This window comes from Roseateles sp. P1_C6 (assembly GCF_056406315.1).
Genome location: NZ_JBFUAK010000013.1, coordinates 202,939 through 221,189, shown reverse-complemented (window position 1 = coordinate 221,189; position 18,251 = coordinate 202,939). Strand labels below are relative to the sequence as shown.

14 protein-coding genes, 2 tRNA genes and 3 rRNA genes are annotated in these 18,251 nt (G+C 62.7%); 17 read left to right on the top strand and 2 right to left on the bottom strand.

Going from position 1 to position 18,251, the window contains the following annotated elements:
• Window positions 1-574 precede the first annotated feature (574 nt).
• From AC1D29_RS26745 to AC1D29_RS26735, 3 genes are all read left to right on the top strand, one after another.
• A 16S ribosomal RNA gene (locus tag AC1D29_RS26745) occupies window positions 575-2,098 on the top strand.
• Between the two features lie 191 nt (window positions 2,099-2,289).
• Window positions 2,290-2,366 (top strand) — tRNA-Ile (locus AC1D29_RS26740).
• A 29-nt stretch (window positions 2,367-2,395) separates the two neighbouring features.
• Window positions 2,396-2,471 (top strand) — tRNA-Ala (locus tag AC1D29_RS26735).
• 11 nt (window positions 2,472-2,482) lie between these two features.
• Here AC1D29_RS26735 and AC1D29_RS26730 read toward each other — a convergent pair.
• Complete coding sequence (locus AC1D29_RS26730; protein ID WP_477903267.1) at window positions 2,483-2,653, bottom strand: hypothetical protein; 171 nt, start codon at window positions 2,651-2,653, stop codon at window positions 2,483-2,485.
• A gap of 132 nt (window positions 2,654-2,785) precedes the next feature.
• On the opposite strand from AC1D29_RS26730, the gene AC1D29_RS26725 reads away from it, so the two are divergent.
• The 3 genes from AC1D29_RS26725 (at window position 2,786) to AC1D29_RS26715 (ending at window position 6,721) form a co-directional block, all read left to right on the top strand.
• Window positions 2,786-5,664 (top strand): 23S ribosomal RNA (locus tag AC1D29_RS26725).
• Window positions 5,665-5,856: 192 nt separating this feature from the next.
• A 5S ribosomal RNA gene (gene rrf, locus AC1D29_RS26720) occupies window positions 5,857-5,969 on the top strand.
• Together the 16S, 23S and 5S rRNA genes with 2 tRNA genes alongside form the textbook arrangement of a ribosomal RNA operon.
• 125 nt (window positions 5,970-6,094) lie before the next feature.
• Window positions 6,095-6,721 (top strand): 2'-5' RNA ligase family protein, encoded by a 627-nt coding sequence (locus AC1D29_RS26715; protein ID WP_477903265.1) that lies wholly within the window; start codon window positions 6,095-6,097, stop codon window positions 6,719-6,721.
• Between the two features lie 65 nt (window positions 6,722-6,786).
• Here the strand turns inward: AC1D29_RS26715 and ychF are convergent, their stop codons facing one another.
• The gene (ychF, locus tag AC1D29_RS26710; RefSeq protein ID WP_477903263.1) at window positions 6,787-7,878 is read right to left on the bottom strand and encodes a redox-regulated ATPase YchF; all 1,092 of its coding nucleotides are present in this window, start codon (window positions 7,876-7,878) and stop codon (window positions 6,787-6,789) included.
• Window positions 7,879-8,002: 124 nt separating this feature from the next.
• Between ychF and AC1D29_RS26705 the strand changes: the two genes are divergently transcribed.
• The 11 genes from AC1D29_RS26705 to AC1D29_RS26655 all read left to right on the top strand — a co-directional run bounded on the left by AC1D29_RS26705 (window position 8,003) and on the right by AC1D29_RS26655 (window position 18,251).
• Window positions 8,003-9,124: an FAD-dependent monooxygenase gene (locus AC1D29_RS26705; protein ID WP_477903261.1), complete on the top strand. Its 1,122-nt coding sequence runs from the start codon at window positions 8,003-8,005 to the stop codon at window positions 9,122-9,124.
• A gap of 23 nt (window positions 9,125-9,147) precedes the next feature.
• Window positions 9,148-9,891: a DsbC family protein gene (locus AC1D29_RS26700; RefSeq protein WP_477903259.1), complete on the top strand. Its 744-nt coding sequence runs from the start codon at window positions 9,148-9,150 to the stop codon at window positions 9,889-9,891.
• Window positions 9,888-10,325 carry a DUF3429 domain-containing protein gene (locus tag AC1D29_RS26695; protein WP_477903257.1) on the top strand — a complete coding sequence of 146 codons (438 nt, stop codon included), beginning with the start codon at window positions 9,888-9,890 and terminating at the stop codon, window positions 10,323-10,325. The genes AC1D29_RS26700 and AC1D29_RS26695 overlap by 4 nt, the downstream gene beginning before the upstream one ends.
• Window positions 10,325-12,034 (top strand): M61 family metallopeptidase, encoded by a 1,710-nt coding sequence (locus AC1D29_RS26690; protein ID WP_477903255.1) that lies wholly within the window; start codon window positions 10,325-10,327, stop codon window positions 12,032-12,034. The genes AC1D29_RS26695 and AC1D29_RS26690 overlap by 1 nt, the downstream gene beginning before the upstream one ends.
• Window positions 12,035-12,041: 7 nt before the next feature.
• On the top strand, window positions 12,042-13,130 hold the full coding sequence (locus AC1D29_RS26685) for a DUF3108 domain-containing protein (protein ID WP_477903253.1): 1,089 nt from the start codon (window positions 12,042-12,044) through the stop codon (window positions 13,128-13,130).
• Window positions 13,127-13,918, top strand: a complete 792-nt coding sequence (locus AC1D29_RS26680; protein WP_477903251.1) for an enoyl-CoA hydratase — start codon at window positions 13,127-13,129, stop codon at window positions 13,916-13,918. Before AC1D29_RS26685 ends, AC1D29_RS26680 begins: the two co-directional genes overlap by 4 nt.
• A 261-nt stretch (window positions 13,919-14,179) precedes the next feature.
• A complete protein-coding gene (locus tag AC1D29_RS26675; protein ID WP_477903249.1) occupies window positions 14,180-14,551 on the top strand; it encodes a DUF4148 domain-containing protein in 372 nt (123 codons plus the stop codon).
• A gap of 304 nt (window positions 14,552-14,855) precedes the next feature.
• On the top strand, window positions 14,856-15,212 hold the full coding sequence (locus AC1D29_RS26670) for a hypothetical protein (protein ID WP_477903247.1): 357 nt from the start codon (window positions 14,856-14,858) through the stop codon (window positions 15,210-15,212).
• Between the two features lie 119 nt (window positions 15,213-15,331).
• Complete coding sequence (locus AC1D29_RS26665; RefSeq protein ID WP_477903245.1) at window positions 15,332-16,357, top strand: substrate-binding domain-containing protein; 1,026 nt, start codon at window positions 15,332-15,334, stop codon at window positions 16,355-16,357.
• 8 nt (window positions 16,358-16,365) lie between these two features.
• On the top strand, window positions 16,366-17,508 hold the full coding sequence (locus AC1D29_RS26660) for a sugar ABC transporter permease (protein WP_477903243.1): 1,143 nt from the start codon (window positions 16,366-16,368) through the stop codon (window positions 17,506-17,508).
• Window positions 17,505-18,251 carry an ATP-binding cassette domain-containing protein gene (locus AC1D29_RS26655; RefSeq protein ID WP_477903241.1) on the top strand — a complete coding sequence of 249 codons (747 nt, stop codon included), beginning with the start codon at window positions 17,505-17,507 and terminating at the stop codon, window positions 18,249-18,251. Before AC1D29_RS26660 ends, AC1D29_RS26655 begins: the two co-directional genes overlap by 4 nt.

Genomic DNA, 18,251 nt, shown 5'->3' with positions numbered 1-18,251 from the left:
CTGAAATTCCTGTGCTACAGTCGTGGGCTTCGCTGATGACAAAGCGCAACGCAAACCGGCAACGGCAAGCGGGGTGTTGAGGAGTTGGTGAGGCTGAGCTGAAGAGCTCGGGGCGAGCTGGAGAGTTCGTTGGGTGCTGAGGGGTTCGAAAGAATTTTTCAAAAGTACTTGACGACACTGCGAAAGCAGATCAAAATCTCGCCTCTTTGCTGCTGACGACTGAACGCGAAGCGAACAGTATGTGGGTAGTAAAGAAAGCCAAGCCGCTGAGTATTGAGAAAAGAAATTTTCAAAAATACTTGACGACGAAGCAAAAAGCAGATTAGAATCTCGCTTCTTTGCTGCTGACGAATTAAATGATTCGACAGCAACGCAGGATAAACAAAACGGCGCAAGCTGCTGAGTTTTGAATGCGATGTTCTTTAAGAATTCACAGCCGATAAGCGTGGGCGTTTGAAGTGAAGTGATGTTATCAGGTGACTGATGACGGTCCTTCGGACTTTAAACGCTCACGGAAATTAGATTTGAACTATGCAAATGGTTTAAGTCGATTCCGTTGAGTAAATTCAAGATCGAACTGTAGAGTTTGATCCTGGCTCAGATTGAACGCTGGCGGCATGCCTTACACATGCAAGTCGAACGGTAACAGGTTAAGCTGACGAGTGGCGAACGGGTGAGTAATATATCGGAACGTGCCCAGTCGTGGGGGATAACTGCTCGAAAGAGCAGCTAATACCGCATACGACCTGAGGGTGAAAGCGGGGGATCGCAAGACCTCGCGCGATTGGAGCGGCCGATATCAGATTAGGTAGTTGGTGGGGTAAAAGCCCACCAAGCCAACGATCTGTAGCTGGTCTGAGAGGACGACCAGCCACACTGGGACTGAGACACGGCCCAGACTCCTACGGGAGGCAGCAGTGGGGAATTTTGGACAATGGACGCAAGTCTGATCCAGCCATGCCGCGTGCGGGAAGAAGGCCTTCGGGTTGTAAACCGCTTTTGTCAGGGAAGAAAAGGTTCTGGTTAATACCTGGGACTCATGACGGTACCTGAAGAATAAGCACCGGCTAACTACGTGCCAGCAGCCGCGGTAATACGTAGGGTGCAAGCGTTAATCGGAATTACTGGGCGTAAAGCGTGCGCAGGCGGTTATGCAAGACAGATGTGAAATCCCCGGGCTCAACCTGGGAACTGCATTTGTGACTGCATGGCTAGAGTACGGTAGAGGGGGATGGAATTCCGCGTGTAGCAGTGAAATGCGTAGATATGCGGAGGAACACCGATGGCGAAGGCAATCCCCTGGACCTGTACTGACGCTCATGCACGAAAGCGTGGGGAGCAAACAGGATTAGATACCCTGGTAGTCCACGCCCTAAACGATGTCAACTGGTTGTTGGGAGGGTTTCTTCTCAGTAACGTAGCTAACGCGTGAAGTTGACCGCCTGGGGAGTACGGCCGCAAGGTTGAAACTCAAAGGAATTGACGGGGACCCGCACAAGCGGTGGATGATGTGGTTTAATTCGATGCAACGCGAAAAACCTTACCTACCCTTGACATGTCTGGAATCCTGAAGAGATTTGGGAGTGCTCGAAAGAGAGCCAGAACACAGGTGCTGCATGGCCGTCGTCAGCTCGTGTCGTGAGATGTTGGGTTAAGTCCCGCAACGAGCGCAACCCTTGTCATTAGTTGCTACGAAAGGGCACTCTAATGAGACTGCCGGTGACAAACCGGAGGAAGGTGGGGATGACGTCAGGTCATCATGGCCCTTATGGGTAGGGCTACACACGTCATACAATGGCCGGGACAGAGGGCTGCCAACCCGCGAGGGGGAGCTAATCCCAGAAACCCGGTCGTAGTCCGGATCGTAGTCTGCAACTCGACTGCGTGAAGTCGGAATCGCTAGTAATCGCGGATCAGCTTGCCGCGGTGAATACGTTCCCGGGTCTTGTACACACCGCCCGTCACACCATGGGAGCGGGTTCTGCCAGAAGTAGTTAGCCTAACCGCAAGGAGGGCGATTACCACGGCAGGGTTCGTGACTGGGGTGAAGTCGTAACAAGGTAGCCGTATCGGAAGGTGCGGCTGGATCACCTCCTTTCTAGATAGATTGAGCCTCGTTTGTTCTTCGGGACAAGCAGAGCGAAATCGCTAAGAGCGAAAGCTCAAGCACTTTACTTTAAGCGCCCACACTTATCGGCTGTCATACAACAGTGAGTGAAAATGCGTGAGCCTGTTGAGCTGGCCTCGACAGGCTGGCAACAAACAGAGTTCATGCGACAAGGTTCGCGTGGGTCTGTAGCTCAGTCGGTTAGAGCACCGTCTTGATAAGGCGGGGGTCGTTGGTTCGAATCCAACCAGACCCACCACGGCTTCAAAGTAATTTGAAGATCAACCCGGGGGATTAGCTCAGCTGGGAGAGCACCTGCTTTGCAAGCAGGGGGTCGTCGGTTCGATCCCGTCATCCTCCACCAGTTTCACTCATTCAGTTGGTAAACCTTAGCGAATAGCAATGTTCGTTGAGGTTTACCAGCTTCAGGTCTGCAAAGATCGGCTGTTGTTCTTTAACAATTTGTAGAGTCGAATCAGCGCTGTTGGCGGAAAGTACCTCCTGGTACACCGTGCCGCCAACAGTGATTTTGATTGCGTCAAACATAGACTTCAACTAAGCAAGAAATTGATTAGGTATGAAGAACGGCGTAACGCGTGAATACTCAAAAACAGTTTGGATCTGAGGATCTGAATTGAGTCCTTGACGACAGTGCAGTCAGCGCTGTCAAAGTTATAGGGTCAAGTGACTAAGTGCATGTGGTGGATGCCTTGGCGATTACAGGCGACGAAGGACGTGATAGCCTGCGATAAGCTTCGGGGAGCTGGCAAATTAGCTTTGATCCGGAGATTTCCGAATGGGGAAACCCACTCCGCAAGGAGTAACTCTGACTGAATACATAGGTCATTGTGGCGAACCGGGTGAACTGAAACATCTCAGTAGCTCGAGGAAAAGACATCAACCGAGATTCCGAAAGTAGTGGCGAGCGAAATCGGAGTAGCCCTCGCGTTTTAGCAGTTTGTATATCAGAACGGAATGGAAAGTCCGGCCACAGCGGGTGATAGCCCCGTATGAGAAATGCAGATTGTGGAACTAGGCGCGAATAGAGTAGGGCGGGACACGTGAAATCCTGTCTGAATATGGGGGGACCATCCTCCAAGGCTAAATACTCGTAATCGACCGATAGTGAACAAGTACCGTGAGGGAAAGGCGAAAAGAACCCCGGGAGGGGAGTGAAATAGATCCTGAAACCGCATGCATACAAAAAGTAGGAGCCCGCAAGGGTGACTGCGTACCTTTTGTATAATGGGTCAGCGACTTACATTCAGTGGCGAGGTTAACCGAATAGGGAAGCCGTAGAGAAATCGAGTCCGAATAGGGCGAATAGTCGCTGGGTGTAGACCCGAAACCAAGTGATCTATCCATGGCCAGGATGAAGGTACCGTAACAGGTGCTGGAGGTCCGAACCGACTAGTGTTGCAAAACTAGCGGATGAGCTGTGGATAGGGGTGAAAGGCTAAACAAACTTGGAAATAGCTGGTTCTCTCCGAAAACTATTTAGGTAGTGCCTCAAGTATTACCTGCGGGGGTAGAGCACTGTTTAGGCTAGGGGGTCATGGCGACTTACCAAACCTATGCAAACTCCGAATACCGCAGAGTACAGCTTGGGAGACAGAGCACCGGGTGCTAACGTCCGGACTCAAGAGGGAAACAACCCAGACCGCCAGCTAAGGTCCCTAAAATTGGCTAAGTGGGAAACGAAGTGGGAAGGCTAAAACAGTCAGGATGTTGGCTTAGAAGCAGCCATCATTTAAAGAAAGCGTAATAGCTCACTGATCGAGTCGTCCTGCGCGGAAGATGTAACGGGGCTAAGCCAGTTACCGAAGCTGCGGATGTGCAATTTATTGCACGTGGTAGGAGAGCGTTCTGTAAGCCTGTGAAGGTGGGTTGTGAAGCCTGCTGGAGGTATCAGAAGTGCGAATGCTGACATGAGTAGCGTTAAAGGGGGTGAAAAGCCCCCTCGCCGAAAGCGCAAGGTTTCCTACGCAACGTTCATCGGCGTAGGGTGAGTCGGCCCCTAAGGCGAGGCAGAGATGCGTAGCTGATGGGAAACAGGTCAATATTCCTGTACCGATTGCAAGTGCGATGTGGGGACGGAGAAGGTTAGCTCAGCCGGGTGTTGGATATCCCGGTTCAAGCGTGTAGTCGTGCTCTTTAGGCAAATCCGGAGAGCTTAGATGAGGCGTGATAACGAGGAGGCTTGCCTCCGAAGTGAGTGATACCCTGCTTCCAGGAAAAGCCACTAAGCTTCAGCTTGCAACGACCGTACCGCAAACCGACACTGGTGCGCGAGATGAGTATTCTAAGGCGCTTGAGAGAACTCTGGAGAAGGAACTCGGCAAATTGACACCGTAACTTCGGAAGAAGGTGTGCCTTTAGTAGGTGAACCATTTACTTGGGGAGCCCAATGAGGCCGCAGAGAATCGGTGGCTGCAACTGTTTATTAAAAACACAGCACTCTGCAAAGACGAAAGTCGACGTATAGGGTGTGACTCCTGCCCGGTGCTGGAAGATTAAATGATGGGGTGCAAGCTCTTGACTGAAGTCCCAGTAAACGGCGGCCGTAACTATAACGGTCCTAAGGTAGCGAAATTCCTTGTCGGGTAAGTTCCGACCTGCACGAATGGAGTAATGATGGCCACACTGTCTCCTCCAGAGACTCAGCGAAGTTGAAATGTTTGTGATGATGCAATCTCCCCGCGGAAAGACGGAAAGACCCCATGAACCTTTACTGTAGCTTTACATTGGACTTTGAACAGATCTGTGTAGGATAGGTGGGAGGCTTTGAAGTAAGGTCGCTAGATCTTATGGAGCCAACGTTGAAATACCACCCTGGTGTGTTTGAGGTTCTAACCTTGTCCCGTTATCCGGGATGGGGACAGTGTATGGTGGGCAGTTTGACTGGGGCGGTCTCCTCCCAAAGTGTAACGGAGGAGTTCGAAGGTACGCTAGATACGGTCGGAAATCGTGTCGATAGTGCATTGGCATAAGCGTGCTTGACTGCGAGACTGACAAGTCGAGCAGGTACGAAAGTAGGACAAAGTGATCCGGTGGTTCTGTATGGAAGGGCCATCGCTCAACGGATAAAAGGTACTCTGGGGATAACAGGCTGATACCGCCCAAGAGTTCATATCGACGGCGGTGTTTGGCACCTCGATGTCGGCTCATCTCATCCTGGGGCTGTAGCCGGTCCCAAGGGTATGGCTGTTCGCCATTTAAAGAGGTACGTGAGCTGGGTTTAAAACGTCGTGAGACAGTTTGGTCCCTATCTTCCGTGGGCGCTGCAAGATTGAGAGAGCCTGCTCCTAGTACGAGAGGACCGGAGTGGACGCACCTCTGGTGTATCGGTTGTCACGCCAGTGGCATTGCCGAGTAGCTAAGTGCGGAAGAGATAACCGCTGAAAGCATCTAAGCGGGAAACTCGTCTCAAGATGAGTCTTGCCGGGGCCTAGAGCCCCCTGAAGGGTCGTTCGAGACCAGGACGTTGATAGGCTGGGTGTGGAAGCGCAGTAATGCGTTAAGCTAACCAGTACTAATTGCCCGTGAGGCTTGACCCTATAACTTTGATAGTCTGTGCTACAGCACGACGTCAGGGTGAGTGTTCAAGTTATGTCGTTCTTCGAAGCTACGAAGACGCAATCAAATTAAACTGATTCCGCAGCAAGTATGAATACTTGCCGCGTGCAGATAACATCTGCTGACTCTACGAATTGGGTTTGTTGACCTCGTCAACAAGCCAACCAGTCAAGCCTGACGACCATAGCGACTTGGTCCCACTCCTTCCCATCCCGAACAGGACAGTGAAACGAGCCAGCGCCGATGATAGTGCGGATTCCCGTGTGAAAGTAGGTCATCGTCAGGCTATTTACCCTTCAAAACCCCTCCAGCCCAGGCTGCGAGGGGTTTTGTTTTTGGCGGCAGGAAAACCAACAGCCTTGCGTGAAGCCGGGCGAATCATATTGGCGACTGAACCTCCGGAGTAATGACATGGCCGATGAACAGTTTGATCTGCTGGGTTTCAGTGGTCCGCAGCACTTCTTCTATCCCACACCGCCCCCTGGCAGGAAACTGGCGAAGTCGTTCGACTTGTTCCTGGCGCTGCGTGTCCCGCCTGCCGACGCTGCGCGGATGTCAGCGGACATCCAACTCCTGCGGCGGCGCATCGGCTCCGGCGCTGAAAGAGAAGTACCCCCACATCTCTGGCACATCACCCTGTCAGCCATCGCCCGGTTCGACGAGAGCTTTCGCCAGGCCACGCTGGACGCGATCCAAGCAGCATGCGGCGGTGTAGCTTGTCCTGTCATTCCGATTGCCCACGACAGGGTGATCGGCTTTCAGCCGAGTGGCGCATGCGTGTTGCTATGCACCGAAGAAACCGCGCGGGCGATTCGGCATTTGCGAGCGACTATCGCCGCCGCGCTGAAGAACGTCAGCGTCAGCAGCAGGGCGTCAAGCACGCCGCATCTGACCCTCTTCTACGACAAGCATCACCCGACGGCTGAGACGACCCTGGATGTGCCGCTCACATGGCAGGCCGTCGACTTCAGCCTTGTCGTCAGCCACCACGGGCTTGGGCATCACGAGATCGTGCGCAGCTGGGACCTTCAGAAATAGAAGAACCCGCCGCAGCGGGTTCTTCATTGCGGACATCGGCCGGACCAGGCCGGCTTCATGCGTGTCTACACGTTGAACAGGAAGTGCAGCACGTCGCCATCCTTGACGACGTACTCCTTGCCTTCCGCGCGCATCTTGCCCGCGTCTTTCGCGCCCTGCTCGCCACGGTGCTTGATGAAGTCGTCGTAGGCGATGGTCTGGGCGCGGATGTAGCCCTTCTCGAAATCGGTGTGGATGACGCCGGCAGCTTGCGGGCCGGTGTCGCCGATGTGGATGGTCCAGGCGCGCACTTCCTTCACGCCGGCAGTGAAGTAGGTCTGCAGGCCCAGCAGCTTGAAGGCGGCACGGATCAGGCGGTTCAGGCCGGGCTCGTCCTGGCCCATCTCGGCCAGGAACAGCGCACGGTCCTCGTCGGCCATATCGGCCAGTTCGGCCTCGGTCTTGGCGCAGATGGCGACAACCGGTGCGTTCTGGCCGGCGGCGTATTCGCGCAGACGGTCCAGAAAGGGGTTGTTCTCGAAGCCGTCCTCGGACACGTTGCCAACGAACATCGCCGGCTTGGCTGTGATCAGGCACAGCGGCTTCAGGATGACCAGTTCTTCCTTGCTGAAGTCGATGGAGCGCACCGGCTTTGCTTCGTTCAGCGCGGCCTCGCATTTCTCGAGCACCTTGACCAGCGCGATCGCCTCCTTGTCGCCAGCGCGCGCCACCTTGTTGTAGCGGTGCAGGCTCTTTTCCACGGTGCCCATGTCGGCCAGGCACAGCTCGGTCTGGATCACCTCGATGTCGGAGATCGGGTCGACCTTGCCGCTGACGTGGATGACGTTCGGATCCTCGAAGCAGCGCACCACGTTGACGATGGCGTCTGTCTCGCGGATGTGCGACAGGAACTTGTTGCCCAGTCCTTCCCCCTTGCTGGCGCCAGCCACCAGGCCGGCGATGTCGACGAACTCGACGACGGCAGGCAGCACGCGCTCCGGGCTGACGATCTCGGCCAGCGCGGCCAGGCGTGGGTCAGGCAGCTCGACGATGCCGACATTGGGCTCGATCGTGCAGAAGGGATAGTTCTCGGCGGCGATGCCGGCTTTGGTCAAGGCATTGAAAAGCGTGGACTTGCCGACGTTCGGCAGGCCCACGATGCCGCATTTGAGGCTCATGGCTGGGCTTTCTGAGGGGAGGCGACCGGCGGCGGGCCGGTGCCGAAGCGAATGATTTTAGTCGGCTGGCGTCCTGTGGGCCGCGCCCGCGATGCGGTCACACCCCGCTGCCTACAATCGCCCCATGCAAAGCGTGGACGTGTTGGTGAAGGGTCGTGGTGCGGTGGGCAGCAGCCTCGCGCTCAGCCTCGCCGCTCAAGGCCTGACGGTGGGCATCGCAGGTGCCGCGGAGCCGGCCCGGGCCGACGATGTGCGCACCTATGCGCTGAACGCGGGTTCGGTGGCCTTGCTGACCGAATTGAAGGTCTGGGACAGCCTGCCTGCGGATGCCGTCTGCCCGGTCTACGACATGGTCGTCTGCGGCGACGCTGCTGTCGACCAGCCCGCCGGCCGGCTCAGCTTCTCGGCCTGGCAGCAGGGGCTGCGCGAACTGGCCGTCATCGTCGACGCGGCGGCGCTGGACACCCAACTGGCAACGGCGCTGCGCTTTTCGCCGCATGTGCACGGCGTCAGTGCGGCCACGCCGGCGGCGTTGACGGCACTGTGCGAAGGGCGCGAGTCGGCCGCCCGCGAGGCGCTGGGCGTCGAGTTCAAGCCCAAGCCTTATGGCCATCGCGCATTGGCCACCCGCCTGGTCGCGGACCGGCCGCATCAAGGCGTCGCCCGCCAATGGTTCGGCGCCGGTGGCGAGGTGCTGGCGTTGCTGCCCTTCGAGCGCCCCAGTCCTGCGCACTCGTATGGCCTGGTTTGGTCCTGCGCCGACGCTCGCGCCCAGGCCTTGCTGGCGGTGACCGAAGCCGATTTCGAGCGCGAGCTCAATGCAGCGACGCAAGGCGCAGTCGGCGCCTTGTCGCTGGGTGGCCCGCGGGCGACCTGGCCGCTGGCGTTGGCGCGTGCCGGCGCCGTCACCGGGCCAGGCTGGGCCTTGCTGGGTGATGCTGCCCACCTCGTGCATCCGCTGGCCGGCCAAGGTTTGAACCTCGGCCTCGCCGATGTGGCGGCGCTGTCCCGCGTGCTGGCCGAACGGGAAGACTGGCGCCCGCTGGGCGACGAGCGCCTGCTGCGCCGCTACGCCCGCGAGCGCCTCGCACCCACGCTGGCCATGGGCGAGCTGACCGATGCGCTGCAACGCCTCTTCGCACATCCGTCGTCCGCGGCGCAAGGGCTGCGCAACCGCGGCCTGGATGCGCTGAACCAACTCACTCCCGTCAAGCGCTGGTTGACCCAGCGTGCGCTCGGTCTCTGACCTCTTTTTTCGAAGCTGCCATCGTGCTGAATCGTCTCCGTCTGCTTGCCGTCCTGCTTGCCGCAGCCAGCCTGCCCGCCTTCGCCAGCGAGGCCGCCATCCGCAAAGCCATCACCGAGCGCATGCCCAATGCACCCAAGATCGATGAGGTGCGGCCAGCGCCCATGCCGGGCCTGTGGGAGATCCGCATCGGCAACGAGATCCGCTACACCGACGCGACCGGCAGCTATCTGATCGAGGGCGAGCTCATCGACCTGAAGGCCAAGAAGAACCTGACCGAAGAACGCGTCACCCAGCTCAACCGCGTGGACTTCGCGGCGCTGCCGTTCAAGGACGCGCTGACGTGGAAGAACGGCACCGGCAAGCGCCGCATCGCCGTCTTCGCCGACCCGAATTGTGGCTACTGCAAGCGCTTCGAGAAGTCGCTGCAGGAGTTGAAGGACGTGACCGTCTACACCTTCCTGATCCCCATCCTCGGCGGCGATTCGCCGGAGAAGACGCGCGCGATCTGGTGCGCCAAGGACGGCAGCGCCACCTGGCTGGCTTGGATGCTCAAGAACGAGCAGCCGCCCAAGGCGCCGGCCACCTGCGACGACGCGGCCATCGAGCGCAACCTCGCGCTGTCGCGCAAGATCCGCGTGAACGGCACGCCGGCCATCCTGCTGGAAGACGGCAACCGCATCCCGGGTGCCGTGGGCGCTGTCGAACTCGAGAAGCGCCTGCAGGCCCTGGCCGCGCCCGCCGCCGGGCAAGCCGTGACCCGATGAACGCCGCGTACCGGGAGCTTGCGCATCGACTGGGCTACGCCGGCCTCATTCCCTTTGTGCTGGGCTGCCTGCTGATCTGGCTGATCGGCGACCGCGACCTCGACCAGCATGCCTTCGTCAGCCTCGCGATGTCGGCCTATGCCGGCCTCATCATTGCCTTCCTGGGCGGCATCCACTGGGGCCTGTCGTTCGCGCGCGGCCTGCCCGGTCGCCAGCCGCTGGTCTGGGGCATCTTTGCCGCACTGCTGGGCTGGCTCGGCGTGCTGATGTCGCCTTACGCTGGCCTGGCCCTGCACGGCGGCGTGCTGATCGCCTGCTATGCGGTGGACCGCCGCGTCTACCCGCAGCTGGGCGCTGCGGACTGGCTGACCCTGCGCTTTCGCCTCACGGTGGTGGCGTCGTTGAGCTGTTTCCTCGCCGCCGCGGGCAGTTGATGGCCGGCCCGCGCTACCGCATCGAGCTGGCCGACCTCGCGGCCCACCGCTACCGCGTCACGCTGACGCTCCCGGCCCCCGCGGCGCAGCAGGACTTCAGCCTGCCGGTGTGGATCCCGGGCAGCTATCTCGTGCGTGAATTCGCCAAGCAGCTGAGCGGTCTGAGCGCCCACCAGGGCAGCCGCGAGCTGGCCGTCGAACAACTCGACAAGGCCAGCTGGCGCGTGCGCTGCAGCGGCCGCGCGGCGCTGGTGCTGAGCTATGACGTCCATGCCTTCGACGCATCGGTGCGCACCGCCTGGCTGGACAGCCAGCGCGCCTTCTTCAACGCCAGCAGCCTGTGCCTGCGCGCGCATGGGCGCGAGGCCGACGCGCATCACATCGAACTCGCGCACGTGCCCGACGGCTGGCACGTGGCGACGGAGATGGCGGTGGCCGATGGCGGCTACCAGGCCGGTGGCTACGATGAGCTGCTGGACCATCCCTTCGAGATCGGCGCGCATTGGCAGGGCGAGTTCGTCGCGGCCGGCGTGCCGCACCGCATCGTCGTCGCGGGCGCCTGGCCTAGCTTTGATGGCGCACGCCTGCTGGCTGATGTGCAACGCATCTGCGAAGCGCAGATCGCGTTCTGGGGCGAAGCCCCGTTCGAGCGCTACAGCTTCCTGCTGTGGGCCGTGGACGACGGCCATGGCGGGCTGGAGCACCGCGCCAGCACGGCGCTGATCTGCGCACGGCGCGAGCTGCCCACGGCGGCGGAGGCGCAAGCGCCCAGCGACAACTACGCGCGCCTGCTGGGCCTGTTCAGCCACGAATACTTCCACGCCTGGAACGTCAAGCGGCTGCGGCCGGCGGAGTTCGCGACCTTTGACTACCAGCGCGAGAACTACACCGAGCTGCTGTGGTTCTTCGAGGGCTTCACGAGCTACTACGACGAGCTGCTGCTGCTGCGCGCCGGCCTGGTCGACACGCCGCGCTATCTGAAGCTCCTGGCCGCCTCGGTCAACGGCGTGCTCGCCAGCCCGGGCCGGCGCGTGCAGCCGCTCAGCGGCGCCAGCTATGAGGCCTGGACCAAGTACTACCGGCCCGACGAGAACAGCCCCAACACGACGAGCAACTACTACGCGCAAGGCGCGCTGGTGGCGCTGTGCCTGGACCTGAGCCTGCGCGCGCACAAGTCCAGCCTGGACGCGCTGATGACGCGGCTGTGGCAGGCCAGCGCCGGCGGGCCGGTCAGCGAGGCCGACATCCTCGCGGCCGTCAAGTCGCTCGGTGGTGAAGCCGTGGCCGGGCAGCTGCATCAATGGGTGCACGGCACGGATGAGCTGCCGCTGCGCGAGCTGCTCGAGGCCGCCGGCGTGAACTGGCGCGACGACGGCCGCGCCAGCGTCGCGCAACGGCTGGGCCTGCGCGTGCGCGAAAGCGCGCTGACGGGCGTCACCATCACGCATGTGCTGAGCGGCGGTACGGCGCAAGCCGGGGGACTCAACGCGCGCGATGACGTCATCGGCTGCAATGGCTGGCGACTGCGTCGGCTGGATGACGCTCTGGGCCTGCTGGCCGCGGGCGACACGCAGCTGCGCCTGCTGGTGGGCCGCGACCAGCGCCTCGTCGAGCTGGTCGTCGACCTGCCGCCGTCGCGGCCCGCCGCGGTCGCGCTGACGCTGGCCGCCGACGCGCACGCCGCACGCCGCCGTTGGCTGGGCGCCTGAGCGCATCATGAAGACGCCGCGGCCGCCCTGGCTGCTGGTGCTGGCCGTGCTGGCTCTGCACCTGTTGCTGGGCCACGAGGTGCAGCGCATCCACGAAGGCTGGATCAGCGAGGGCCAGCCGCCCATGCCGGCGCGCATGCAGGTGGCGCTGGTGCAGGAGATGCAGCTGCAGGCGCCCCCGCCCGTGCGCCCTGCCGCGCCGCCCCCGCCGCCGGCGCGGCCGAAAGCCCCTGCCGCGGTGGCGCAAGCGCCCGACGAGCCCGCATCCGCCCCTGAGCCCCAGCTGCAGGCCTCGGCACCGGAGCCCGTGGCGCAGGCCGCGTCGGCTCCGGTCGAGGTCGCACTGCCGGAAGCTCAGGCGGCATCGGCACCGCTTGACGGCGAGCCCGGTCCTGAGTGGCCGCTGTCCACACGCCTGAGCTATGTGCTGACGGGCAACTACCGCGGCCCGGTGAGTGGCCAGGCTCAGGTGGAATGGCTGCGCAAGGGCAAGGACTACCAGGTCAACCTGGACGTCGGTGTCGGCCCCAGCTTCGCGCCGCTGATCTCGCGGCGCATGAGCAGCCAGGGCCAGCTGACGCCCGAGGGCATCGCGCCGCAGCGCTATGACGAGGAGACGCGGTTCATCGTCGGCGAGGGTTACCGCGTCAGCGTGTTCTTTCTCGGGGCCGAGGTGCAGCTCGCCAATGGCGTGCGCGAGCCCGCGCCGCGCGGCGGCCAGGACTCGGCCAGCCAGTTCGTGCAGCTGACCTGGCTGTTCATGACCGGCCGCGAGCCGCTGCAGGCCGGCCGCGTCGTGTCCTTCCCGCTGGTTTTGCCGCGCAAGCAATACGCCTGGCAGTACGAAGTGCTTGGCGAGGAGCTCGTGGACACGCCGATGGGCCCCGTCGCCAGCTGGCATCTGAAGCCCGTGCGCCCGCCAGGCGGCGGCGACCTGACGGCTGAGGTGTGGCTGGCACCCACGCTGCAATACCTGCCGGTGCGCCTCGTCATCCGGCAGGATGCGGACACCTACATCGACCTCATGCTCAAGAGCGCGCCGCTGCAAGAAGCCGCGCCAGAATCCACCGGCATCCCCAGGAGACTTTCGCAATGACCACCTACGAATGCATCATCACCGCCGTGCACGGCGACGGCCCGCGCAAGACCGGCCTCATCACGCTGAACCGCCCGAAGGCGCTGAACGCGCTGAACGACCAGCTGATGGACGAGATGGGCCAGGCGCTGCTGGCCTTTGACGCCGAGGATGCCATCGGCTGCATCGTGCTGACCGGCTCGGAGCGCGCCTTCGCGGCCGGGGCCGACATTCCGACCATGCTGCCCCACACCTTCGCCAGCGCCTTCAAGAGCGGCCTGATCTCCAAGAACTGGGAAACCATCCTGCAGGTGCGCAAGCCCGTCATCGCCGCCGTGGGCGGTTTTGCGCTGGGTGGCGGCTGCGAGCTGGCGATGATGTGCGACTTCATCATCGCGGCCGACTCGGCCAAGTTCGGCCAGCCCGAGATCAAGCTGGGCATCGTGCCCGGCGCCGGCGGCACGCAGCGCCTGCCGCGCGCGGTCGGCAAGAGCAAAGCGATGGACATGCTGCTGACCGCCCGCATGATGGGCGCGGCGGAAGCGGAGAGCGCCGGCCTGGTGTCGCGCGTCGTGCCGGCGGAAAAGCTGCTGGAGGAGGCGCTGGCCGCCGCCGAGACCATCAACGGCTTCAGCGGCCCGTCGGTCATGCTCATCAAGGAGCTGGTCAATCTGGCCTTCCAGGGCCCGCTGACCGACGGCGTGGCCGTGGAGCGGCGCTACTTCCATGCGCTGTTCGGCAGCCATGACCAGCGCGAGGGCATGGAGGCCTTCCTGGCCAAGCGGGCCCCGACTTTCGAGCACCGCTGAGCCAGGGCTGAGAACCGTCCGCTGCGGACTGCTCGGTGCTAAGAAGACGGCCGCCGTGCCGGGCGGCGGTTGATTGCTGGTTTTTGTGGCAAAACGATGACGTTCTAGGGATGACTATTTGCGTTGGATGAATAGTCAGTTCCCGCCAGCCTAGTATTTCTACTGAGATGGGCTGCCTACAGTTCAGGCCATGGACAACGCGGTCGCGAAGTCCGAATGACCCAAGCAGGACGTTCCTGCCAGAACCTGAAGGAGCCCGTCATGAGCAAGCTGTCTACCGTCATCGCCGCCACCCTGCTGATCGCCGCTGGTGCCGCATCCGCCCAAACCGTCACTCCGCTGACCCGCGAGCAAGTCATCGCCGATCTGGTGGCTGCGCGCAACAGCGGTGAACTGGCCGCGATCCAGGGAGAAAAGGGCGTCGAAGTGGCCCCCGCTGCCGCCAAGAACAGCGCGGTCGCGACGGCCAAGCTGCCCCGTCAAGCCGTGCTGACGATCAAGCCCACCGAAGTGCGCAGCGAAACCAGCGCCGCGCTGGCTGCCGATCACGGCGAGAACGCCGCCCGTGAGCTGGGCGACTTCCCTGCGCCCATCACGCGTCGCAACTCGGCGCTGGCCAGCAGCAACCGCTGACCTGCCGACGCAGCCGCGAGGCTGCGGTCCTGACGAGCGGCCCTTCGGGGCCGCTTTTCTTTTGTGGGTTGGAAAAGCCTGAGCAGTTGCTTGCCTTGTCGGGCGCCGCGCGGAAGCCACCTGCTCATCCAATGAGCTAATTGCGCGCCGAGAAGAGGTATTGTTTTTGTTTGGCAAATAGCGCATTGCTTTTTGCCTGGTGTTTCTACTGAGTGGCGCTGCCTACAGTTCAACCCATGGACACCGCGGTCGCGATGCCCAAGCGAACCAGGCGGGGCAACCGCCAGACCTTGAAGGAATCATCATGAGCAAGCTGTCTACTCTCTTCGCCGCTGTCGCCCTCGTCGCTGCCGGCGCCGCTTCCGCCCAAACCACCCGCGAAGCCGTCATCGCCGACCTGGTCGCCGCCCGCAACAGCGGTGAACTGTCTGCCCTCCAAGGCGAGAAAGGCATTGAAGTGACGGCCCCGGCCGCCACGAAGGCTGCCGCCGTCGCCACCGTCAAGCTGCCCCGCCAGGCTGTGCTGACGATCAAGCCGACCGAAGTGCGTGCCGAAACCACCGCCGCGCTGGCCGCCGACCACGGCGAGAACGCTGCCCGCGAACTGGGTGATTTCCCGGCCCCGATCGCTCGCCGCGCCTCCGCGCTGGCTGCCCGCTAAGACCCGGCGCTGAAACAAAGCGGTTTCAAGCCGATGAAAGGCGACCCGAGAGGGTCGCTTTTTTGTTGCCTGCGTTCCTAGAATCCGCGGCCCACGACAGAACGGGCGTTGGAGACGAGATGCGGATGCAGAAGATGTGGGCAGCGACAGCGCTGCTGATGACCTCGATGACAGCGTTGGCCGCCGGCCCCGTGGTCGGGGTGAGCTGGTCCAACTTCCAGGAGGAGCGCTGGAAGACTGACGAGGCCGCCATCAAGGCCGAACTGGCCCGCTTGGGCGCCAGCTATGTGAGCGCCGATGCCGGCGGCTCGCCGGAGAAGCAGATCGGCGACGTCGAGTCCCTGCTCGCCAAGGGCGCCAAGGTGCTCATCATCCTGGCGATGGACAAGGACGCGATTCAACCGGCGCTGAACAAGGCCAAGGCGCGCAAGGTGCCGGTGCTGGCCTACGACCGCCTCATCGAGGCGCCCGAGGTCTTCTACCTGACCTTCGACAACCGTGAGGTGGGGCGTCTGCAGGCCAAGGCCGTGCTGGCCGCCAAGCCGCAGGGCCGCTACGTGATGATCAAGGGCTCGCCCAGCGACCCGAACGCCGACTTCCTGCGCGCCGGCCAGCGGGATGCGCTGGCCGACGCGGTGAAGAAGGGCGACGTGAAGATCGTCGCCGAGGAGTACACCGACGGCTGGAAGCCCGAGGTGGCGCAGAAGAACATGGAGCAGATCCTGACCCGCCTGAAGGGCGGCGTGGACGCGGTCGTGGCCAGCAACGACGGCACGGCCGGTGGCGCCATCGCCGCGCTGGCGGGCCGTGGCGTGAAGGGTGTGCCGGTCAGTGGTCAGGACGCCGACCATGCCGCGCTGAACCGCATCGCGCTGGGCACGCAGACCGTGTCAGTCTGGAAGGATTCGCGGGCCCTTGGCAAGGAGGCCGCATCGGCCGCCGTGCAACTGGCCGCCGGCCAGAAGGTGGAGGGCGCCGCGGCCTGGGCGGGCGGTGAGCGCAAGGTCTCGCTGCAGGCCAAGTTCCTCGCGCCGGTGGCGATCACGCAGGCCAACCTGGGCGACGTCATCAGCGCCGGCTGGGTGCCAAAGGCGGTGGTCTGCAAGGGCGTGGACGCGGCCAAGGCGCCCGCCGCCTGCAAGTAGGAGCCCGGATGAGCGCCCAGACCCAGCGGCTCGCCGTCATGGCGGCCGTGCTGGTGGCCATTGCCATCGGCTTTCACGTGCTCACCGGCAGCTTCCTGACGGCTGAGAACCTCTACAACATCGCCCAGCAGACGGCGGTCGTGGGCATCGTCGCCAGCGGCATGGCGCTGATCATCGTTGCGCGCCAGATCGACCTCGCCGTGGGCTCGCTGCTCGGCGCCGTGGGCGTGCTGATGGCCTGGCTGCAGTACACGCAGGGCTGGTCGATCGCGGCCTCGCTGTTCGCGGGCCTGGGTCTGGCGCTGATCGTCGGCCTGTTCCAGGGCTGGCTGTCGGCCGTCATCGGCATTCCGTCCTTCGTCGTCACGCTGGGCGGCCTGGTCTCGCTGCGCGGCGTGGCCTTTCTGATCGCCGACGGCAAGACGCAGCCGGTCAGCGAGCCCTGGCTGCTGGCGCTGGGCGGCGGCATCGACGGGTCGCTGGGTGAAAGCGGCAGCTGGCTGTTGGGCCTCGTGCTCGTCACCGCGCTGTGGGGCTGGCAGCTCGTTCAGCGCCGCGCGCAGACCCAGGCGGGGGGCGTGCCCGGCAACCTCAAGCATGAGCTGCTGAAGGGCGGACTGGCGGCGCTGGCCGTGTTCGCCTGCGTGGCCGTCTTCAACGCCTACAAGATCGAAGGCCAGGAGCACGGCCAGGGCCTGCCGCTGCCGCTGGTGATCTGGGCGGCGGTCGTGCTGCTGCTGGGCTTCATTGCCAAGCACACGCGCTTTGGCCGCTACGTCTACGCGATCGGCGGCAACCCCGACGCCGCGCGGCTCGCGGGCATTCCGGTGAAGCGCGTGATGATCCAGCTGAACCTGCTGCTGGCCGCCCTGGTGGCGCTGGCTGCGGTGGTCGCGATGGCGCGCCTGAATGCGGGCACGAACTCGATGGGCACGGGCATGGAGCTGACGGTCATCGCCGCGGCCGTCATCGGCGGTGTGAGCCTGGCCGGCGGCAGCGGCAGCGTGGGCGGCACGGTGCTGGGGGCCTTGATCATCCAGAGCATAGACAGCGGCCTGCTGCTGACCGACGTGGGCATAGGCTGGCGCATGGTGGTGCTGGGCCAAGTGCTGGTCGCGGCCGTGGTGTTCGACCGGGTGGTGCAGAAATGACGGCGCTTCTTGAAGTGCGCGATGCGCGCAAGTCCTTTGGCGGCGTGCATGCGGTCGATGGCATCAGCTTGAGTTTGGCGCCCGGCGAGGTGCTGGCCGTGCTGGGCCACAACGGTGCCGGCAAGTCCACGCTGATGCAGATGATCGCCGGCGCGCTGCCCTTCGATGGCGGTGAGCTGCTGCTCAACGGGGACGCGGTGAAGTTCGCCAGCCCGGCCGACTCGCGCGCCGCCGGCATCGAGACCATCCACCAGAAGCTGGCGCTGGCCGACAACCTCGACTCGGTCGCCAACCTGTTTCTCGGCCGCGAACTGCGCACGCGCTTCGGCCTGCTGGACGACGCGGCCATGCGCGCCGCGGCCGTGCCGCTGTTCGCGCGGCTCAACCCGAACTTCAAGAACATCGCCGACCCGGTGGTGTCCTTGTCGGGCGGGCAGCGCCAGGTCGTCGCCATCGCCCGCGCGCTGCAGTTCAAGGCCCGCGTGCTCATCATGGACGAGCCCTGCGCGGCGCTGGGGCCGGCGGAGACGGCGATGGTCCACGACCTGATCAGGCGCCTGAGCGCCGAGGGCGTGGGCATCCTGCTCGTCACACACGACATGCCGGACGTGTTCGCGCTGTCGCACCGCCTGGCCGTCATGAAGAACGGCCGTCTGGTCGGCGTGACTCAGACGGCCGCGGTGACCGAGGACGAGGTGCTGGCGATGATCATCGCGGGCAAGGCGCCCGCAGCGATCGCCTAG

What these genes read in the sequence shown, in the direction of transcription:
- AC1D29_RS26730 (WP_477903267.1), bottom strand. Translation starts at nt 2,653, where the DNA reads ATGTTTGACGCAATCAAAATCACTGTTGGCGGCACGGTGTACCAGGAG.
- AC1D29_RS26715 (WP_477903265.1), top strand. Translation starts at nt 6,095, where the DNA reads ATGGCCGATGAACAGTTTGATCTGCTGGGTTTCAGTGGTCCGCAGCAC.
- ychF (WP_477903263.1), bottom strand. Translation starts at nt 7,878, where the DNA reads ATGAGCCTCAAATGCGGCATCGTGGGCCTGCCGAACGTCGGCAAGTCC.
- AC1D29_RS26705 (WP_477903261.1), top strand. Translation starts at nt 8,003, where the DNA reads ATGCAAAGCGTGGACGTGTTGGTGAAGGGTCGTGGTGCGGTGGGCAGC.
- AC1D29_RS26695 (WP_477903257.1), top strand. Translation starts at nt 9,888, where the DNA reads ATGAACGCCGCGTACCGGGAGCTTGCGCATCGACTGGGCTACGCCGGC.
- AC1D29_RS26690 (WP_477903255.1), top strand. Translation starts at nt 10,325, where the DNA reads ATGGCCGGCCCGCGCTACCGCATCGAGCTGGCCGACCTCGCGGCCCAC.
- AC1D29_RS26685 (WP_477903253.1), top strand. Translation starts at nt 12,042, where the DNA reads ATGAAGACGCCGCGGCCGCCCTGGCTGCTGGTGCTGGCCGTGCTGGCT.
- AC1D29_RS26680 (WP_477903251.1), top strand. Translation starts at nt 13,127, where the DNA reads ATGACCACCTACGAATGCATCATCACCGCCGTGCACGGCGACGGCCCG.
- AC1D29_RS26675 (WP_477903249.1), top strand. Translation starts at nt 14,180, where the DNA reads ATGAGCAAGCTGTCTACCGTCATCGCCGCCACCCTGCTGATCGCCGCT.
- AC1D29_RS26670 (WP_477903247.1), top strand. Translation starts at nt 14,856, where the DNA reads ATGAGCAAGCTGTCTACTCTCTTCGCCGCTGTCGCCCTCGTCGCTGCC.
- AC1D29_RS26665 (WP_477903245.1), top strand. Translation starts at nt 15,332, where the DNA reads ATGCGGATGCAGAAGATGTGGGCAGCGACAGCGCTGCTGATGACCTCG.
- AC1D29_RS26660 (WP_477903243.1), top strand. Translation starts at nt 16,366, where the DNA reads ATGAGCGCCCAGACCCAGCGGCTCGCCGTCATGGCGGCCGTGCTGGTG.
- AC1D29_RS26655 (WP_477903241.1), top strand. Translation starts at nt 17,505, where the DNA reads ATGACGGCGCTTCTTGAAGTGCGCGATGCGCGCAAGTCCTTTGGCGGC.